Source organism: Limnohabitans simekii (SeqCode) (genome assembly GCF_965234735.1).
Lineage (GTDB): Bacteria > Pseudomonadota > Gammaproteobacteria > Burkholderiales > Burkholderiaceae_C > Limnohabitans > Limnohabitans simekii.
Window position 1 is genome coordinate 609,458 of sequence record NZ_OZ248540.1, and the last position, 15,764, is coordinate 625,221.

A 15,764-nucleotide genomic window follows, 5' to 3' on the forward strand; every position below is an offset into this window, starting at 1 on the left:
TTTTGCCGCACGCAATGGTGCGGCTTGGCTTAGTGCAGTTCAGCAATCAACTCGATCTCGACACAAGCGCCCATCGGCAACTGGGCCACTCCAAAGGCGCTGCGGGCATGGGCGCCTGCTTCGCCCATGATGTGGGCCAACAGTTCGCTGCAGCCGTTGGTCACCACATGGTGCTCTGTGAACGTGGGGCTGGAATTCACCAAACTCATCACTTTCACAATGCGTTTCACGCGGTGCAAATCGTCACCACAGGCCGCGCTCAAGGTGCCTAGCAAGTCGATGGCGACACTTTTGGCCGCCAGCTTGCCAGTCTCGGTGTCCATGTTGGTACCGAGTTGACCGACCCAAGGCTTGCCATCTTGTTTGGCAATGTGGCCGCTGATGAAAACCAAATGGCCGGTTTGCACATAAGGCACATAGGCCGCGGCTGGGACTGACACGGGTGGAAGTTGGATGTTGAGGGCTTGCAGGCGTTGGTGGATGGACATGGTGTTTGCTTTCAAGTTCGGGGATGTGGCACAGTTTAAAAGCATTGTCAGCGTTGGCCTTGGAAACAGCTTGGGTCAAGGTCACTGAGCTGGTGTCGATTCACACGATGGTGTCGTTTTGCGGCGTGTTTCTCTCTATTTTTGATCACCATGCGTTTGCAATTCTTTTTCTTCACCTTAGGCGGGTTGCTTTTCACGGGCGGCTTGCTCAAATTCACGCCTCATGTGGTTTTGCGTTACCGCTATGGATTCAAGATTGGGCCAATTCAGTCGATTCATCCCATCATGAAACTCTTTTCTCTTCTTCGTTGGAAGCTGCTTTTGTCCATCTGCATGGCCACTGCCAGCGTTGCCCATGCCGAATGGGCTGAGTTGCTCAAGGACGAGGACATCACTTATGCCTGGGACAATGAAACGGTGCGTTCCGTGCATATCCATCGTTATGCATGGACCATGACCAATTTGGGCAAGGCCACCAAAGCGCCAAACGGTGAGGATTACCAATCTTCGATGGCCCGTTGGCGCATCCATTGCAAAACCGACTCGTTCATCAAATTGTCTGAAAGTTTTTACGCCAGAACCGAGGGCAAAGGCCGTGAAGTGGCTTTTTACGAGGCGGCCGACTGGCGGCCACGCGACGCCGCCATCCGACCCGGTTCGTACCTGGCACTTCTTAAAAAACAGGTTTGCGCTAAACCCGAACCCTGACAGTTTTTTCTACAGTTTCCTTCCCGCTTGACCTTGTTGGCCAAGCACTGCTGGAAGGACTCGGTTGCTGCGTGACGTTCCCCATGTTCATTTTTTAAGTCCTTTGCTGCTGGCTTGGGTGCTTGGAACCGCTGCGCAGTTGTTTCAGCCGGTGCTGTGGCCCGCTTGGTTGTACGGCGCGGGTTTGTTGGCGGTGCTTGTTCTGTTTGGTGGGTTGTTGCGCTGTTCGCCAGATCAGCGGCAAACCAGCCTTGCAAACCGCGCCACAAGTTCAGTGCTCAACGCCCCAGCACTTTCAGCGCCAGGCCCAGCCAAGCATCTCCATGTTTTCAAACTCTTGGCCACCATGCTGCTGGTGGCTTGCATCGCTTTCGCCAGCGTCGGCTGTCGCGCACTGTGGTTTCAATCGCAAAGCTTGTCCCCATCGCTGGAAGGTGTGAACTTGCGCATCAGCGGTGTGGTGGCCGCCATGCCGCAGTGGCATACGGATGGGTTGCGGTTTCGCTTTGAAGTGAACAGCGCACAGCGCGAAAGCGACGCCCAAGCAGTGCCATTGCCCAGCCAGATTCAGCTGGCTTGGTACAACCAAATTGGCGGCGGCGAGCGCAAGGCTTTGCCCAATGTTCAAGCGGGTGAACGCTGGCATTTCACCGTGCGTTTGAAGCGACCGCATGGTTTGGCCAACCCCGGCGGTTTTGATGCGGAACTGTGGCTGTGGGAGCAAGGCCTGCGGGCCAGCGGCCATGTGCGTGACGGCCCCAAAGACAAGCCCGCACAGCGCATAGAAACCACCTGGCAATTTCCCATCGAACAATTGCGCCAAAGCACACGACAGCGCATCGGCCAAACAGTCAGCGAGCCGCGATGGGCTGGGCTGATAGGCGCCCTGCTGATGGGCGACCAAGCCGCCATTGATCGCGCCGACTGGGATCTGTTTCGCATCACCGGCATCGCCCATTTGATGAGCATCTCGGGTTTGCACATCACCTTGTGGGCTTGGGTGGCTCGGTGGTTGGTGCTTCAGTTGTGGCGTGTCAGTGGGGTGTGGGGCCGCTCTTGGTGTTTGCATATCCCAGCACCATGGGCGGCACTGTGGGGCGGTCTGCTGTGCGCTGCCGCCTATGCCTTGTTCAGTGGTTGGGGTGTGCCAGCACAACGCACCGTGGTGATGCTGGCCGTGGTCTGTGCCTTGCGCTTTCAGGCACTGCGCTGGCCCTTGTTGCCGCAATGGTTGTTGGCCATGGTGACGGTGTTGTTTCTCGACCCATGGGCCCTGATGCAAGCCGGGTTTTGGCTGAGTTTTGTCGCTGTGGGTGTTTTGTTCTTGGGCACCCCATCCATTTCTGATGCAAAGCGGTCACCCAACCGTTGGCAAAGACTGCGTCAACAAGCTGTGCATCTGTTGAAGGAACAAATGCACATCAGCGTGTGCTTGGCGCCGCTTTGCGTGTTGTTGTTTCAGCAGTTGTCGGTGGTGGGTTTGTTGGTGAATCTGTTCGCCATTCCCTGGGTCACCTTGGTGGTCACGCCGCTGGCGTTTTTGGGTGCGTTGTGGTCGCCGTTATGGCTGTTGTGCAGCCTGAGTTTGCAAGCGCTGTGCGCGGTGTTGCAGCCCATGTCCGCTTGGTCTTGGGCGGTGTGGCATGTGGCACAGCCGCCTTGGTGGTTGGCCGCTGTGGGTCTGGCAGGCGGTGCTTGGGTGGCTTATCCCAGGCCTTGGCGGCAGCGTGTTTGGGGCCTGGGCTTGGTGCTGCCGTGTTTGCTGTGGCCGGTGGAGCGGCCTTTGCCTGGTCAGTTTGAGTTGCTGGCCGCTGATGTGGGCCAAGGCAATGCGGTGTTGGTGCGCACCGCGCAACACAGCTTGTTGTTTGACACCGGGCCGCGGTTTGGCAGCGACAGTGATGCCGGTCAACGTGTCTTGCTGCCCTTGCTGCAACGAAGCAACGAGCGGCTGGACACCTTGGTATTGAGCCACCAAGACAGCGACCACACCGGCGGTGCCATGTCGGTGCAAAAACTGCAGCCCCAAGTGCGGGTGTTGACCTCTATCGTGCACGGTCAAGCTTTGTTTGGCCAATGGCCCATGCAGCGTTGCGAAGCAGGGCAGGCGTGGCAATGGGACGGCGTGATGTTTGAAGTGCTGCACCCACTGGCCCAGGACTATGCCTTGCCCTGGTCGCCGAATGCGCGAAGTTGTGTGCTGCGCATCAGCGCAGGCGCCCACGTGGCGCTGCTCACAGGGGATATTGAAGCCTTTCAAGAACAAACTTTGTTGCAACGCGCAGGTGCACAACTGCGGGCCGATGTGTTGCTGGTGCCGCACCACGGCAGCAAAACATCGTCCACCGAATCCTTCATCGAGGCGGTGCAACCGCGCTGGGCCTTGTTCCAAATGGGCTACCGCAACCGCTACGGCCACCCCGCGCCGCAGGTGTTGCAGCGCTATATGCAGCGCGGCATTGGCGTGCGGCTTTCGCCCTCATGCGGTGCCATGACCTGGCGCAGCAACGACCCCGAGATGGTGCAGTGTGAGCGGGCCCATAACAGGCGGTATTGGCGTTATCAGCCACTGGGGGAACTTGACGAAACTAGGCCATTGAACTACCATGTCGCAAACTGAATTTGAATGGGATGCTGCAAAAAGCAATGCTTGTTTGAGGCATCGAGGCTTTGATTTTGCTTTTGCGCTGTTGGTTTTCTCTGACCCCCAGCACATGGTGATCAAAGATCAGAGATGGGACTATGGCGAGGATCGATTTCAAGTCATGGGCCTCATTGAGGATCGGGTTTATGTCGTCATTTACACACACCGTTCATCAACCGTTCGAATCATTTCAGCTCGCAAAGCAAATCAACGTGAGGGTCTGATTTATGAAAACAATCCGCGTCAAAGTTGACGTAAGCAACCCCCAATCCATGCCCAAAGGTCGGGTCAATCGAGCGCTGTTGGCCGCCACCACCGAGCAAGACATCAAGCGTCACAAGAAGCAAGATGACGATGCAGCCATGCAAGACGCAGCCAAATTTGCCAAGCGGGTGCGGGAGCGTTTGGGTTTGACGCAGCAAGAGTTTTCAGCTCGGATTGAAGTGCCGCTGGAAACCATCCGCAATTGGGAGCAGGGCAAGCGTTGCCCAACCGGCGCTGCCAAAACATTGCTGAAACTATTGGACAGGACGCCGGACGCTGCCATGGCCGCACTCCGTTAACCGATCAAGCCACCGTCAATTCAAAGCGCCATCGGTTTAAAAACCAACACTTATGAACCTATAAATTAACTTTTATTCATAAAAATACTTATTAATAACTCTATTTGATAGTATCAGTGCTCTTTCCTAAAAGAGTACTTTATGAGCATTCAATGGAGTGAAATCAAGTCCAAGTCACTGCATTTCAGCTAGACATGGGCTGACGCTTGCAACGAAAAAAGCCAAAGCATCCCATTCTGGTTGGATTTCTTCGACATCTTCGGCATTCCCAACAAACGCGTTGTCATCTTCGAGCACAACGTGCAAAAACTCAGTGGCGCCAACGGCTATATCGATTTGTTTTGGCCGGGCAAGCTGTTGGTGGAGCAAAAGTCCTTGGGCAAGAGCCTGGCCGACGCCCACGATCAGGCCATGGACTACTCGCACAGCATCCCCGACCACCAGTTGCCCGAGTTGGTGGTGGTTTGCGACTTTGGCACCTTCGAGCTGCGTCACTTGCAAACTGGCGAGGTGCTGCGCTTCAAGCTGAAAGACCTGCACAAGCACGTGAAGCACTTTGGCGTGTTGCTGGGCTACAAAGTGCAGGCCATTCGCCCGGAAGACCCGGTGAACATCAAGGCCGCTGAGCGCATGGGCCGCTTGCACGACACCTTGAAAGCCAGCGGCTACCAAGGCCACCCGCTGGAGGTGCTGCTGGTGCGCCTGCTGTTTTGTTTGTTCGCCGACGACACCGGCATTTTTCAGCCCACCGATTCCTTCCGCGCCTTCATTGAAGAACGCACCGCGCCCGATGGCTCGGACCTGGGGCCGCGCTTGGCGCAGCTGTTTCAAGTGCTCAACACGCCAGAAGACCAGCGCAGCAAAAACATCGACGAGCAATTGGGCCAGTTTGCGTACATCAACGGCAAGTTGTTCGAAGAAACCTTGCCCATGGCCGACTTCAACACCGCCATGCGCGAAGCCCTGCTGGACGCCTGCGCACTCGATTGGTCGGCCATCAGCCCGGCCATCTTTGGCAGCTTGTTTCAAAGCATCATGGACGACAAAGCCCGCCGCAACCTGGGGGCGCACTACACGTCAGAGGCCAACATCTTCAAGCTGATCAAGCCGCTGTTTTTGGACGAGCTGCACGCCGAGTTCGAGCGCATTCGCGGCAACCGCCACAAGCTGGAGGCGTTCCACCGCAAGCTCAAGGGTTTGCGCTTTTTGGACCCAGCCTGTGGCTGTGGCAACTTCCTCGTCATCAGCTACCGCGAATTGCGCGAACTGGAGCTGCAAGTGCTGCGGGCCGCCAACGAACTTGGCGACCACCGTGGCCAGCTGAGCGTGGACGTGAACAGCTTGATTGGCGTGAATGTGGACCAGTTCTATGGCATTGAGATTGAGGAGTTTCCAGCGCAAATTGCCCAAGTGGCGCTGTGGCTGGTGGACCACCAAATGAACCTGCGGGTCAGCGAAGAGTTTGGCCTGTACTACGCCCGTATTCCGCTGAAAAACTCGCCGCACATTCGACATGCGAACGCGCTGCAACTCGACTGGAACCAGGTGCTGCCAGCGGAGCAGTGCAGTTATGTGATGGGGAATCCGCCGTTCATAGGCAAAAAGGAACAAACAGCGCAGCAAAAAGCCGATTTTGAACCGGTGATGAATGTCATCAAAAGCTTTGGTGTGCTGGATTTTGTTTCTGCGTGGTATGTCAAATCTACCCATTACATCCAGAGTGCTGAAATGAAATTATCCCCACGGGTTGCTTTTGTATCTACCAATAGCATCACCCAAGGCGAGCAGGTCGGTGTTTTATGGTCATGGATGTTGGCGCAGGGCGTTCAAATTCAATTTGCACATCGGACCTTTTCATGGTCTAACGAAGCCAAGGGCAATGCGGCGGTGCACTGCGTGATTATTGGATTTGGTCTTGAAAATATCAGCGAGAAAATAATATTTTCATACGAAGATATCAAGGGATTGCCAGTTGCAGTGCCCGTAAAAAATATCAATCCATATTTAGTAGATGCAGCCAATATAGCTATTTCAAAACGGAGTCATCCAATTTGCAATGTTCCAAAAATGCAATATGGAAGCATGGCTATAGATGATGGACATTTCATACTAAGCACGGCTGAAAAAGAGGAGTTGATTCTCAAAAATCCAAATATAGGGAAGCTGATAAGACCATTCATGGGTGGGCAGGAGTTTTTAAACAAGGAAGAGCGCTGGTGCCTTTGGTTGGAAAACATTGATCCCAGCATCATCAAATCGAATGGCGCTGTTCTTCAAAGGATCAATGCAGTCAAAAAATTCCGACTGCAAAGTAACCGAGATGCTACAAAAAAACTTGCTGATACGCCTGCATTATTTGGAGAAATCAGACAACCAAGAAACAATTATTTGTTGATGCCCAAGGTCTCATCTGAAAATAGAAATTATTTGCCAATAGGGTTTATGAATCCAAATGTGGTTGCAAATGGAAGTGCACTCATTATTCCTGGAGCAGGGATTTATGAAATGGGGATATTGCAATCGATGATGCACATGGCTTGGCTTAAATACATATGCGGTCGAATGAAAAGTGATTATCAGTATTCGGCTGGCAATGTGTTCAACAACTTCCCTTGGCCTGGCTTTGCTGGCGAGGCCTTGAGCGACAAGCACCGCCAAGCCATTGAAGCCGCCGCACAAGGCGTGCTCGAAGCCCGAGAACGCTTCCCCACCTCGTCCTTGGCCGACCTCTACGACCCCCTCAGCATGCCGCCCGCCTTGCTGCGTGCCCACCAAAAACTCGACGCCGCCGTGGACGCCGCTTACGTTCCCAGCGGCGGCCCCAAAACCTATGCCTCCGACGCCGAACGCGTCGCGTTTTTATTCGATTTGTATCAACGCATTACCAGCTTGCTGCCCATTCCCAAAGCAAAGAAAAAGAAAAACCAATAGGAGAAATGAAATAGTCTTTTAATTGGTTTTCAAGCGAACAAAAGTCACTTGCAGTTCGCATCCCACTGCTGCTGCATATTTTTTCAATGTGCTTAATGACGGCGCATGTTTACCGCCAGATTCAAGCCGGGACACAGCGCTTTTGGTGGTGCCCATTTTTTCGGCCACAGCATCTTGGGTTAATCCGGCCTTGCTTCTGGCGTTCAGCATTTGATTCACCAATTGAAATTCGAGGGCCAAGTCGTCGAACGCTTCTTTGAAGCCAGGGCGCTTCATGGCCTTTTTCAGAAAGGCCGCTTTGTCATGGGCCACAGGGGTGTACTTCAAATCAGGCATATTGAATTTCCTTCATTCGTTTTCTAGCAATACTCAAATCAGCATCTGGCGTTTTGGGCGTTTTCTTGATGAAAGCATGCAACACAATAATTCGCTGCCCTTTCTGAAAACAATACAAACACCGACCAATGCTTGATTTACCGCTTGGGCGTATTTCAAATAATCCTTCCCCCATGGCCCGAGAGTAGGGCAGCCTCAGGGTTGGTCCATGCACCATCAAGACATCCAGCAACCTTGTGTAGCTGGCCAACATATCCGGTTGCCAAGACTCAATCTGTTCCAGAACTTTGGGGTGAAAGTATTCGATCAAGTACGCCATGACGATATTAGCAAATTCGCTAACTCATTGATATAGAAAGTTGCTTAGTTTGGTCAAACCTCCGCCCAAACTGGTTGAGTTGGACTGTCTTATTTCGTGGGTTCCAGCCTCCATAGCCGGGCCCAAAACGGCCTTTTGGGGCTCAATCTAGGGAAAACCCGCATTTTGTATAGGTATTGTCTATATATTTCTCAAATATAGGCATAATTCTATGAAAAATACAGGGATTGCCCTGATATTTCGTTGACAAAACATGTTCATCTGTTAAATTTCATCCATCGGTTCTGCAACAAACCTCTTCATTTTTCAAATTCAACCTCAAGGATGTTCACCATGTTCAACAAATACGCTCTCATCGCCGGTCTGCTGTTCTCCAATGTTGCTTTCGCTGGCAACGACAACGCTGCTGTCATGTCTGACAAAGAAAGCGCTTTCATGTTCGCTTCATCCAAAGACACATGGTCGATGGTTGCTGCCAACACCACCAAGGGTTTCACCAAAGTGCGTGAGTTCCACGACATGGGCCAAAGCGGCGTTCAACAAATCGATTACGTCGTGAACTGCGCTGACCAAACTCTGGCTTTGGCTGATTTCGCCGTCATCACCAGCAACGGTCGCTTGCCTGTGCGCGCTGCTGAAACCAGCTTCACCAACCTGTCCTTCTACAAACCCATGATCGACCACGACCGCACCATCACCAACAATGCTTGCGACAAGCGTGTGGCGATGAACAGCGAATCCACCGCCAAATGATCTAATGGCCGACATGGCCACTGACACCCTCAAACAACTGGCTTTCTTCGCCATTGGCGAGAGGCTCAGAGCGATCACAGGTTCAACAAAGTCCTCCTTGGAGGACTTTGCCGTTCCTGCGGGTGACCCAGGCCTGTTTGGGCCTGCCAGCATGGTGTGGCGGGTCCATGAACACTTCACGGCCATGATGGTTGGCGGTTTGTCCTCACTCATCGTTCAGGCCCTGCACCCACGCGCCTTGGCCGCCGTCTGGGACCACTCCCAGTTCCGCGACAAACTCAAAGACCGACTCAGCCGCACCGCATTTTTTGTGGCGGCCACCACCTACGGCAGTGAAGTTTTCGCCATGAAAGCCATTCAGCGGGTCAATGCCATCCACAGCCGCATCACCGGCACCGACTTGCAAGGTCGTCCCTATGTGGCCAACGAACCAGTGCTCCTCAATTGGGTGCATTTGGTGGAGGCCACGTCTTTTTTGGCTGCCTACCAACACCTCGCCGAAACCCCGCTGAGCCCCGCCGAGGCCGACCAGTACATGGCTGAAATGGCGGTGCTGGGCCATTTGCTGGGTGGCGTGGATTTGCCAAGCACCGTGGCGGCTGCTGAAGGGCAGATGCGCAGCTACCAAGCCGAGCTGCGGTTTGACGAGCGGGCGCAAGAAGTGGTGAGGCTGATCGCGTCTTATCCGACGGACGTGCTGGACAAGCCGTTCATGGGCTTGGTGCTGGAATCCTCATTCGACTTGATGCCCGATTGGGTGCTGCAGATGTTGGGCCGGTCTGAGGCCTGCGCCTTGCCAGTGCAAGCGCGGCGTTTGGCGCTGCAACTCGCTTCAGAGCCTTTGCAATGGATGCTCGACGAGCAGGGCGTGGCCGCGGTGGCGCGTCGGCGGGTTCATCTGGCGGCTTAGTCGCAGCGCTTGCCCGGTCTGGGCTGCTTGGCCTTGTTTTGGACAGAAAACAAGGCTTTACCCAAATGGATCATGCAAGGGAGGGGTGAGAGAATCATCAGATGAAATCATTTACCCCTCTCCAAATCAAAGACAAAGCGGCCATGATTTACGCTGCGGGCATCATCGGTTTTTCTGTGGTGATCAGCATCGTTGTCACCTTGATCGTGATCGTCAACAGAAACAGCTGATCCCGCATTGCACCTGCCCATTCACGCATGACCGTTCAGCCTTTGCGTGTGATGTTGTTGGGTGCGACTGGCACCATTGGCTCTGCCACGGCCCAGGCGCTTTCACGACAAGGCCATGAGGTGGTTTGTGTGCTTCGGCCTCGCCCCGACCGCATGGCCGAGTCAGCTTGGCAACACATTCAATCGCTTTTAAGTGGAACCAGTTTGCGTTGGGTCGATCCTTGTGACGCGGTTGCGTTAGAGCGTGATGTTTTAGCCCAAGAGCGGTTTGATGCGGTGGTGTCTTGCATGGCTTCGAGAACAGGCAGCCCCCAAGATGCATGGCGGGTTGACCACCAGGCTCATCTGGATGTGCTGAATGCTGCCAAGCGGGCTGGCGTGAAGCAGTTTGTGCTGCTCTCAGCCATCTGTGTTCAAAAGCCAAAGCTGGCATTTCAGCAGGCCAAGCTGGCCTTCGAGCAACAACTGATGCAGTCGGGCTTGTGTTACGCCATCGTTCGACCAACGGCTTTTTTCAAATCCTTGTCGGGACAGTTGCAACGGGTGAAAAACGGCAAACCATTTTTGTTGTTCGGAGATGGTCAAGCCACAGCCTGCAAACCCATCAGCGACGAAGACTTGGCCGATTTCATGGCCAGCTGTCTCACCGACCCGGACAAGTTCAACCGCATCTTGCCCATTGGTGGTCCCGGACCGGCCATCACGCCGCGGCAACAAGGTGAAGCCTTGTTCAAGCTGCTGGGGCGCCCCCCCAAGTTCAAAAGCGTCCCTGTGGCGCTGTTGGACGTCGTCATTGCGGTGCTGAGTTCGCTGGGCAAGCTGATCCCTGTGCTGGCTGACAAGGCCGAGTTGGCTCGCATTGGGCGTTACTACGCGACAGAATCAATGTTGATCTGGAACCCAGACACGCTGCGCTATGACGCTGACGCCACGCCCTCACATGGCACCCACACCCTGATAGAGGCATATGCGCAATGGCTAGAGCGTGGCGCAGCCCCAGCCCGAGGAGACCACGCAGTGTTTTAAGCGTTCTCAGCCACACGCTGCGCAATGTGCGCCAAGGCCTCTTGCACCTGATCAATCAAGATCAAGCACAGGTCGCCTGCTTCTAGCTGAGCCAGTGCATGATCGATGGCAATGAACTCGCCATGAATTTCACTGATGTCGGTGGTGCGTGTTGCGCCATTCAAGCCTTCGCGCAGCAAGGCCAACACTTCGCCATCGGCGCGGCCCCGTTGGCAGGCATCTTCAAACAACACCACGCGCTCGAACGCACTGCCAATCAGACGGGTTTGCTCGCGGATGTCTTCATCGCGCCGGTCCCCAGCACCGCTGATGACCACGCTGCGGCGCTTGGCCGGCAGGTTGCTGACGGCTTGCACCAGCGCCTTGATGGCGTCGGGGTTGTGGCCATAGTCGGCAATGATGGTGGCACCCTTGTGATTGAACATGTTGAAGCGACCGGGCACGCCTTGGGTGTCGCTGACAAAGTTGGACAAGCCTTGACAGACGTTGGCCCAGGATAAATTCAAGGCCCAGGCCGCACCAATCGAGGCCATGGCGTTTTCCACTTGGAAACCGATGGCGCCGTTTTGTGTGAGCGGCACTTCGGCCAGTGAAATCCGCACTTGCTGTGCGCCTTCTTTGGCGATGATGTGTCCATCCTCCACATACAGCACCCGCTTGCCTTGGGCACGGTGGGTGGCCAGGGTGGGGTTGTGCGGGTCAATGGCAAAGAAGGTGACTTGGCCCGGGCAATTGGGGGCCATGGCCACCACCATCGGGTCGGCGGCATTCAGCACCGCCATGCCGTTGGGCGCCACGTTTTGCACGATGACGCGCTTCAAGACCGCCAAGTCTTCCACCGTGCTGATGTAGTTCAAGCCCAAGTGGTCGCCCGCACCAATGTTGGTGACCACCGCCACATGACAGCGGTCAAAGGCCAGGCCTTCACGCAACATGCCGCCGCGTGCGGTTTCCAGCACAGCCGCGTCCACATCCGGGTGCATCAACACGCTGCGGGCGCTGCGCGGGCCGCTGCAGTCGCCGGTGTCGAGTTGCAAGCCATTCACATACACGCCGTCGGTGTTGGTCATGCCTACGCGCAAGCCATCTGAACGAAGCAAATGGGCACACAAACGCACGGTGGTGGTTTTGCCGTTGGTGCCGGTGACGGCGATCAAAGGAATGCGACCATCTTGGCCAGTGCCAAACATGGTGTCGATGATGGCGCTGCCGACATCGCGGCCCTTGCCAAACGAGGGTTGTAAATGCATGCGCAAACCCGGCGCGGCGTTCACCTCGACAATGCCGCCGTGTTGTTCTTCCAAGGGTTTGAGCACCGATTCAACCACCACGTCAACACCGCACACATCCAGCCCGACCATTTGCGCGGCCATCACCGCACGTGCGGCCACCTCGGGGTGCACATCGTCGGTCACGTCGGTGGCCGAGCCGCCGGTGGACAAATTGGCGTTGTTGCGCAACACGACACGCGCCCCTTTGGCAGGCACACTGTCAGCATTCAAGCCTTGCTCTTTCAAGCGGGCCAGGGCAATGTCATCAAAGCGGATTTTGGTGAGAGACGTGGCATGGCCGTCGCCACGACGCGGGTCGGCGTTGACCTTGTCCACCAATTGGCGCACGGATGACGTGCCGTCACCCACCACCAATGGGGGCTCGCGGCGGGCTGCGGCCACCATCTTGTCGCCGACCACCAGCAAGCGGTAATCGCTGCCAGGCAGGTAGCTTTCCACCATGATGTCGTCGCGAAATTCCAGCGCGTTGTTGAAGCCTTCAATCACTTCTTCGCGGGTTTTCAAATTCACCGCCACGCCCTTGCCTTGGTTGCCGTCACGCGGCTTGATGACTACCGGCAAACCAATCTCTTGCGCGGCCACCCAAGCGTCTTCGGCATCCAATACTGGGCGCCCCATGGGCACGGGCACACCAGCGGCTTGCAGGAGTTTTTTTGACAGCTCTTTGTCTTGCGCGATGGATTCGGCAATGGCGCTGCTGAAGTCGGTTTCAGCGGCTTGGATGCGGCGTTGTTTGCTGCCCCAGCCAAACTGCACCAAGCTGCCATCGGACAAACGGCGAAAAGGAATGCCACGCGCCAAGGCCGCATCGACGATGGAGCTGGTGGAAGGCCCCAAACGCAGGTCTTCGTCCAACTCGCGCAAATCGTTCAGCGCTTGATCAACATCGAAACCTTGTGCGTTGAACGCGGCCAAGCAGAGTTGCTCGGCCAAGCTCAGGGCCAATTTGCCAACTTGCTCGACCGAATATTCGACCACCACTTGAAACAAACCTTCATCAGGGGTGGCCGTGGTTCGGCTGAACGTGACCGGGCAACCCGCCTGAATTTGCAAATGCAAGCCAACCGCTTCCAAAGCATGCGCCATGCTGAGTGGGCCACTGCTTTCGCCGGGTTGCAAACGACCCAAGCCGGGAAACAAATGGCGCAGACGTTTTTCAAACGCTTGTTGCTCGGCGCTCAGATCGCTTTCCAAGCCAGGTGCGCAACGCACCATGGCCTCAACAGCGGTGTGGCGTGTCCACAAATTCGGTCCGCGCAGGGCGCGGGTGCGGGTGACTTCCATCAGGCTTTCTTCCTTGCAACTTGGGGCTTTGTTGGGGCCGCAGGTTGGCCGTAGTTTTTCAGACCAGCACGAATCAGGTCGGGTGTCAAATCCAGCGCCCAAGCCACAGCCACGGCGGCCAGCACATTGGGCAAGCTGATACCACCCTCGCTCAGTAATTTCGCAATCGGTGGGAAGTCGAGTTGCAGCAACACGGTTTCGGTTTGGCCACGCGCCAACACCACCTCGCCGTTGGCGCAATACACAGCGCGGCCCTGGGCAGCGCGGTGTTGGTTGATGACGGGTGCATCCGTGTGGGCTGCATAGTAAATGACTTCACCGTCGCACAACTCCGCCAGTTCCACTACAGCCGCATCTTCCGCATTGAGCACGGCGACACCTTCAGGCAGCACCAAATCGATTTGGGTGCGCACCACGGTGCGCACTTGCTCGGGCGTTTGAATGTCGTGTTCTTGCAAGCCGGTGGCGTCAGGCATCTCGGTGAGCACGCCCACATGGCAACGGTCGTAGGGCAAGCCTTCTTCCAGCACTTGCAGCGGCGAGTTTTCAAACACAGCGGCATCTAAGGCGCGGTTGATCAACAGACGTTGACTGGCTTCAAACACACGCGCATCTTTGGCGTCAACCAAACGCTGGTCCATGAACAAACCATGCGAAGAAGCCAAGCCGGTGCGGCGACCTGAGAGATGGATGAGCCAACTCACCAGGTGCGCCAACTCTGCTGTTTGGTTGCGGCCCATGATGCCCACCACGGGGATGCGGGTGGCTTGTCGCGGGTCGAATAAATGCGAGACGATGGCCTGACCCACCGGTCGCGCTTGGCCAATGGCTGGCTTCAAATGCATCAGCAAACCTGGTCCTGCGTTCACCTCGACGATGGCACCACCTTGGGCCAGCAAGGGTTTGCTGATGTCTTGCGCCACCAAGTCGATGCCAGCAATGTCCAAACCAATCACGCGGGCGGCCAACACCACCACCGCCGCTACTTCAGGGTGCACCTCGTCGGTGACGTCGATGCCCATGTTGCCGGTGCGCTGCACGATGGCGATGCGGTCTTTCTCTGGGATGCTGTCGGGGCTGAGGCCTTGACGTTGCAACTCCAGCACGGCGGTGGGCAAGTCTTTCAAACGGATGGTGTCCAACGGAAAGTCTTCTTCTTCACCACGGCGCGGGTCGGAGTTGATTTGTAATTCAATGAGTTCGGCCACGGTGTGCACGCCGTCACCTTTGATCTTGGCGGTCTCGCCTTTGGAGGCGGCCACCACGCGGTTGCCCACCACCAACAAACGGTGTTCTTCACCCGGGATGAAGCGCTCGACCATCACGTCGGTGCCTTCGCGCTGCGCCATCACAAAGGCGGCTTCGATGTCTTCGCGTTGGCGCAAGTCGAGGGCGACACCGCGTCCGTGGTTGGCGTCGGTGGGCTTGACGGCGACGGGCAAACCGATGTCTTGTGCCACGTCCCACGCCTGTTCAGCGGAGTGCACGATTTCACCCGTGGGGATGGGCACACCGCATTGGGTGAGCAGCATTTTCGTGAGGTCTTTGTCGCTGGAAATGCTTTCGGCGATGGCGCTGGTGCGGTCGGTTTCTGCGGTCCAAATGCGGCGTTGCTTGGAGCCGTAGCCGAGTTGAACCAGGTTGCCCGAGGTCAGGCGAATGGAAGGGATTTTGTGGTCGGTGGCCGCGTCCACGATGCAAGCGGTGCTGGGGCCTAAGCACAAGCGGTCGACCATGGCCTTGAGGCGATGGACCGTGGCTTTCAAATCAAACGGCGTGTCGTTGATGGCGGCCATCACCAGGTCACGCGCCGCCATGAAACTGGCGCGGCCCACTTCTTCTTGCCGTGTGCGGATGACCACTTTGTAAACGCCGCGCTTGGATGTTTCGCGGGCTTTGCCAAAACCTACTTGCATGCCCGCCAAGGTTTGCAACTCGATGGCGACGTGCTCCATGATGTGACCGCACCACGTGCCGGTTTGCAAACGCTCGAAGAAGCCGCCACGTTCGCCCACGCCACAGCGGTGTTCAATCATGCCGGGCAACCAGGTGGTGAGTCGATCGACAAAACCCGGCAAGGTGTTGGAGGGGTGGTCTTCCAAGACACCAAGGTCCACCCAAGATTCGAGAACAGGGCGGTAGGTCCACACATTGGGGCCGCGCAAATAACGCATGCGCAAAACAGCGATGTCGGGAAAGGTCATAAGGGGAGGGCAGGAGTGGTGAGTGGGCCGGTGCGGCCAAGGTGCAGGGTTAGAATCATTTTTTACGGCCGGTCAT

14 protein-coding genes and 1 pseudogene are annotated in these 15,764 nt (G+C 56.0%); 10 read left to right on the plus strand and 5 right to left on the minus strand.

The genetic code is table 11. The features are described 5' to 3' along the window. Positions 1-29: 29 nt before the first annotated feature. Positions 30-488, minus strand: a complete 459-nt coding sequence (locus AC8GFP_RS03120; protein WP_506610126.1) for a RidA family protein — start codon at positions 486-488, stop codon at positions 30-32. 150 nt (positions 489-638) lie between these two features. Between AC8GFP_RS03120 and AC8GFP_RS03125 the strand changes: the two genes are divergently transcribed. The 6 genes and pseudogenes from AC8GFP_RS03125 to AC8GFP_RS03150 all read left to right on the plus strand — a co-directional run bounded on the left by AC8GFP_RS03125 (position 639) and on the right by AC8GFP_RS03150 (position 7,334). Next, positions 639-1,196 (plus strand): surface-adhesin E family protein, encoded by a 558-nt coding sequence (locus AC8GFP_RS03125; protein ID WP_506610127.1) that lies wholly within the window; start codon positions 639-641, stop codon positions 1,194-1,196. A gap of 64 nt (positions 1,197-1,260) precedes the next feature. Next, on the plus strand, positions 1,261-3,816 hold the full coding sequence (locus tag AC8GFP_RS03130) for a DNA internalization-related competence protein ComEC/Rec2 (protein WP_506610129.1): 2,556 nt from the start codon (positions 1,261-1,263) through the stop codon (positions 3,814-3,816). Further along, the gene (locus AC8GFP_RS03135; RefSeq protein ID WP_506610131.1) at positions 3,803-4,093 is read left to right on the plus strand and encodes a BrnT family toxin; all 291 of its coding nucleotides are present in this window, start codon (positions 3,803-3,805) and stop codon (positions 4,091-4,093) included. Before AC8GFP_RS03130 ends, AC8GFP_RS03135 begins: the two co-directional genes overlap by 14 nt. After that, the gene (locus AC8GFP_RS03140; RefSeq protein WP_506610132.1) at positions 4,068-4,403 is read left to right on the plus strand and encodes a helix-turn-helix domain-containing protein; all 336 of its coding nucleotides are present in this window, start codon (positions 4,068-4,070) and stop codon (positions 4,401-4,403) included. Before AC8GFP_RS03135 ends, AC8GFP_RS03140 begins: the two co-directional genes overlap by 26 nt. A 207-nt stretch (positions 4,404-4,610) precedes the next feature. Next, positions 4,611-5,051, plus strand: a pseudogene (locus AC8GFP_RS03145) (type IIL restriction-modification enzyme MmeI); the annotation flags it as partial. After that, positions 5,034-7,334 (plus strand): class I SAM-dependent DNA methyltransferase, encoded by a 2,301-nt coding sequence (locus AC8GFP_RS03150; RefSeq protein ID WP_506610538.1) that lies wholly within the window; start codon positions 5,034-5,036, stop codon positions 7,332-7,334. The pseudogene AC8GFP_RS03145 and the gene AC8GFP_RS03150, both read left to right, overlap by 18 nt. A gap of 18 nt (positions 7,335-7,352) precedes the next feature. Here AC8GFP_RS03150 and AC8GFP_RS03155 read toward each other — a convergent pair whose 3' ends face one another. Beyond that, a complete protein-coding gene (locus AC8GFP_RS03155) occupies positions 7,353-7,670 on the minus strand; it encodes a helix-turn-helix domain-containing protein (RefSeq protein ID WP_506610134.1) in 318 nt (105 codons plus the stop codon). After that, entirely contained in the window at positions 7,663-7,989 is a 327-nt protein-coding gene (locus tag AC8GFP_RS03160; RefSeq protein ID WP_506610136.1) for a type II toxin-antitoxin system RelE/ParE family toxin, read from the minus strand. Before AC8GFP_RS03160 ends, AC8GFP_RS03155 begins: the two co-directional genes overlap by 8 nt. Before the next feature lie 333 nt (positions 7,990-8,322). On the opposite strand from AC8GFP_RS03160, the gene AC8GFP_RS03165 reads away from it, so the two are divergent. The 4 genes from AC8GFP_RS03165 (at position 8,323) to AC8GFP_RS03180 (ending at position 10,908) form a co-directional block, all read left to right on the plus strand. Continuing rightward, positions 8,323-8,742: a hypothetical protein gene (locus AC8GFP_RS03165; protein ID WP_506610138.1), complete on the plus strand. Its 420-nt coding sequence runs from the start codon at positions 8,323-8,325 to the stop codon at positions 8,740-8,742. 13 nt (positions 8,743-8,755) lie between these two features. Further along, positions 8,756-9,652: an oxygenase MpaB family protein gene (locus AC8GFP_RS03170; RefSeq protein WP_506610140.1), complete on the plus strand. Its 897-nt coding sequence runs from the start codon at positions 8,756-8,758 to the stop codon at positions 9,650-9,652. Between the two features lie 101 nt (positions 9,653-9,753). After that, positions 9,754-9,882 (plus strand): hypothetical protein, encoded by a 129-nt coding sequence (locus AC8GFP_RS03175; protein WP_506610142.1) that lies wholly within the window; start codon positions 9,754-9,756, stop codon positions 9,880-9,882. A 27-nt stretch (positions 9,883-9,909) separates the two neighbouring features. After that, positions 9,910-10,908 (plus strand): NAD(P)H-binding protein, encoded by a 999-nt coding sequence (locus AC8GFP_RS03180; RefSeq protein WP_506610144.1) that lies wholly within the window; start codon positions 9,910-9,912, stop codon positions 10,906-10,908. Here AC8GFP_RS03180 and cphA read toward each other — a convergent pair. Continuing rightward, the gene (gene cphA, locus AC8GFP_RS03185; RefSeq protein ID WP_506610146.1) at positions 10,905-13,484 is read right to left on the minus strand and encodes a cyanophycin synthetase; all 2,580 of its coding nucleotides are present in this window, start codon (positions 13,482-13,484) and stop codon (positions 10,905-10,907) included. The two genes, AC8GFP_RS03180 and cphA, sit on opposite strands and share 4 nt — an antisense overlap. Then, positions 13,484-15,688: a cyanophycin synthetase gene (locus tag AC8GFP_RS03190; RefSeq protein ID WP_506610148.1), complete on the minus strand. Its 2,205-nt coding sequence runs from the start codon at positions 15,686-15,688 to the stop codon at positions 13,484-13,486. Before AC8GFP_RS03190 ends, cphA begins: the two co-directional genes overlap by 1 nt. Positions 15,689-15,764: the final 76 nt, after the last annotated feature.

What these genes read in the sequence shown, in the direction of transcription:
- AC8GFP_RS03190 (WP_506610148.1), bottom strand. Translation starts at nt 15,688, where the DNA reads ATGACCTTTCCCGACATCGCTGTTTTGCGCATGCGTTATTTGCGCGGC.
- AC8GFP_RS03160 (WP_506610136.1), bottom strand. Translation starts at nt 7,989, where the DNA reads ATGGCGTACTTGATCGAATACTTTCACCCCAAAGTTCTGGAACAGATT.
- AC8GFP_RS03125 (WP_506610127.1), top strand. Translation starts at nt 639, where the DNA reads ATGCGTTTGCAATTCTTTTTCTTCACCTTAGGCGGGTTGCTTTTCACG.
- AC8GFP_RS03165 (WP_506610138.1), top strand. Translation starts at nt 8,323, where the DNA reads ATGTTCAACAAATACGCTCTCATCGCCGGTCTGCTGTTCTCCAATGTT.
- AC8GFP_RS03135 (WP_506610131.1), top strand. Translation starts at nt 3,803, where the DNA reads ATGTCGCAAACTGAATTTGAATGGGATGCTGCAAAAAGCAATGCTTGT.
- AC8GFP_RS03180 (WP_506610144.1), top strand. Translation starts at nt 9,910, where the DNA reads ATGACCGTTCAGCCTTTGCGTGTGATGTTGTTGGGTGCGACTGGCACC.
- AC8GFP_RS03155 (WP_506610134.1), bottom strand. Translation starts at nt 7,670, where the DNA reads ATGCCTGATTTGAAGTACACCCCTGTGGCCCATGACAAAGCGGCCTTT.
- cphA (WP_506610146.1), bottom strand. Translation starts at nt 13,484, where the DNA reads ATGGAAGTCACCCGCACCCGCGCCCTGCGCGGACCGAATTTGTGGACA.
- AC8GFP_RS03140 (WP_506610132.1), top strand. Translation starts at nt 4,068, where the DNA reads ATGAAAACAATCCGCGTCAAAGTTGACGTAAGCAACCCCCAATCCATG.
- AC8GFP_RS03150 (WP_506610538.1), top strand. Translation starts at nt 5,034, where the DNA reads ATGGGCCGCTTGCACGACACCTTGAAAGCCAGCGGCTACCAAGGCCAC.
- AC8GFP_RS03120 (WP_506610126.1), bottom strand. Translation starts at nt 488, where the DNA reads ATGTCCATCCACCAACGCCTGCAAGCCCTCAACATCCAACTTCCACCC.
- AC8GFP_RS03175 (WP_506610142.1), top strand. Translation starts at nt 9,754, where the DNA reads ATGAAATCATTTACCCCTCTCCAAATCAAAGACAAAGCGGCCATGATT.
- AC8GFP_RS03170 (WP_506610140.1), top strand. Translation starts at nt 8,756, where the DNA reads ATGGCCACTGACACCCTCAAACAACTGGCTTTCTTCGCCATTGGCGAG.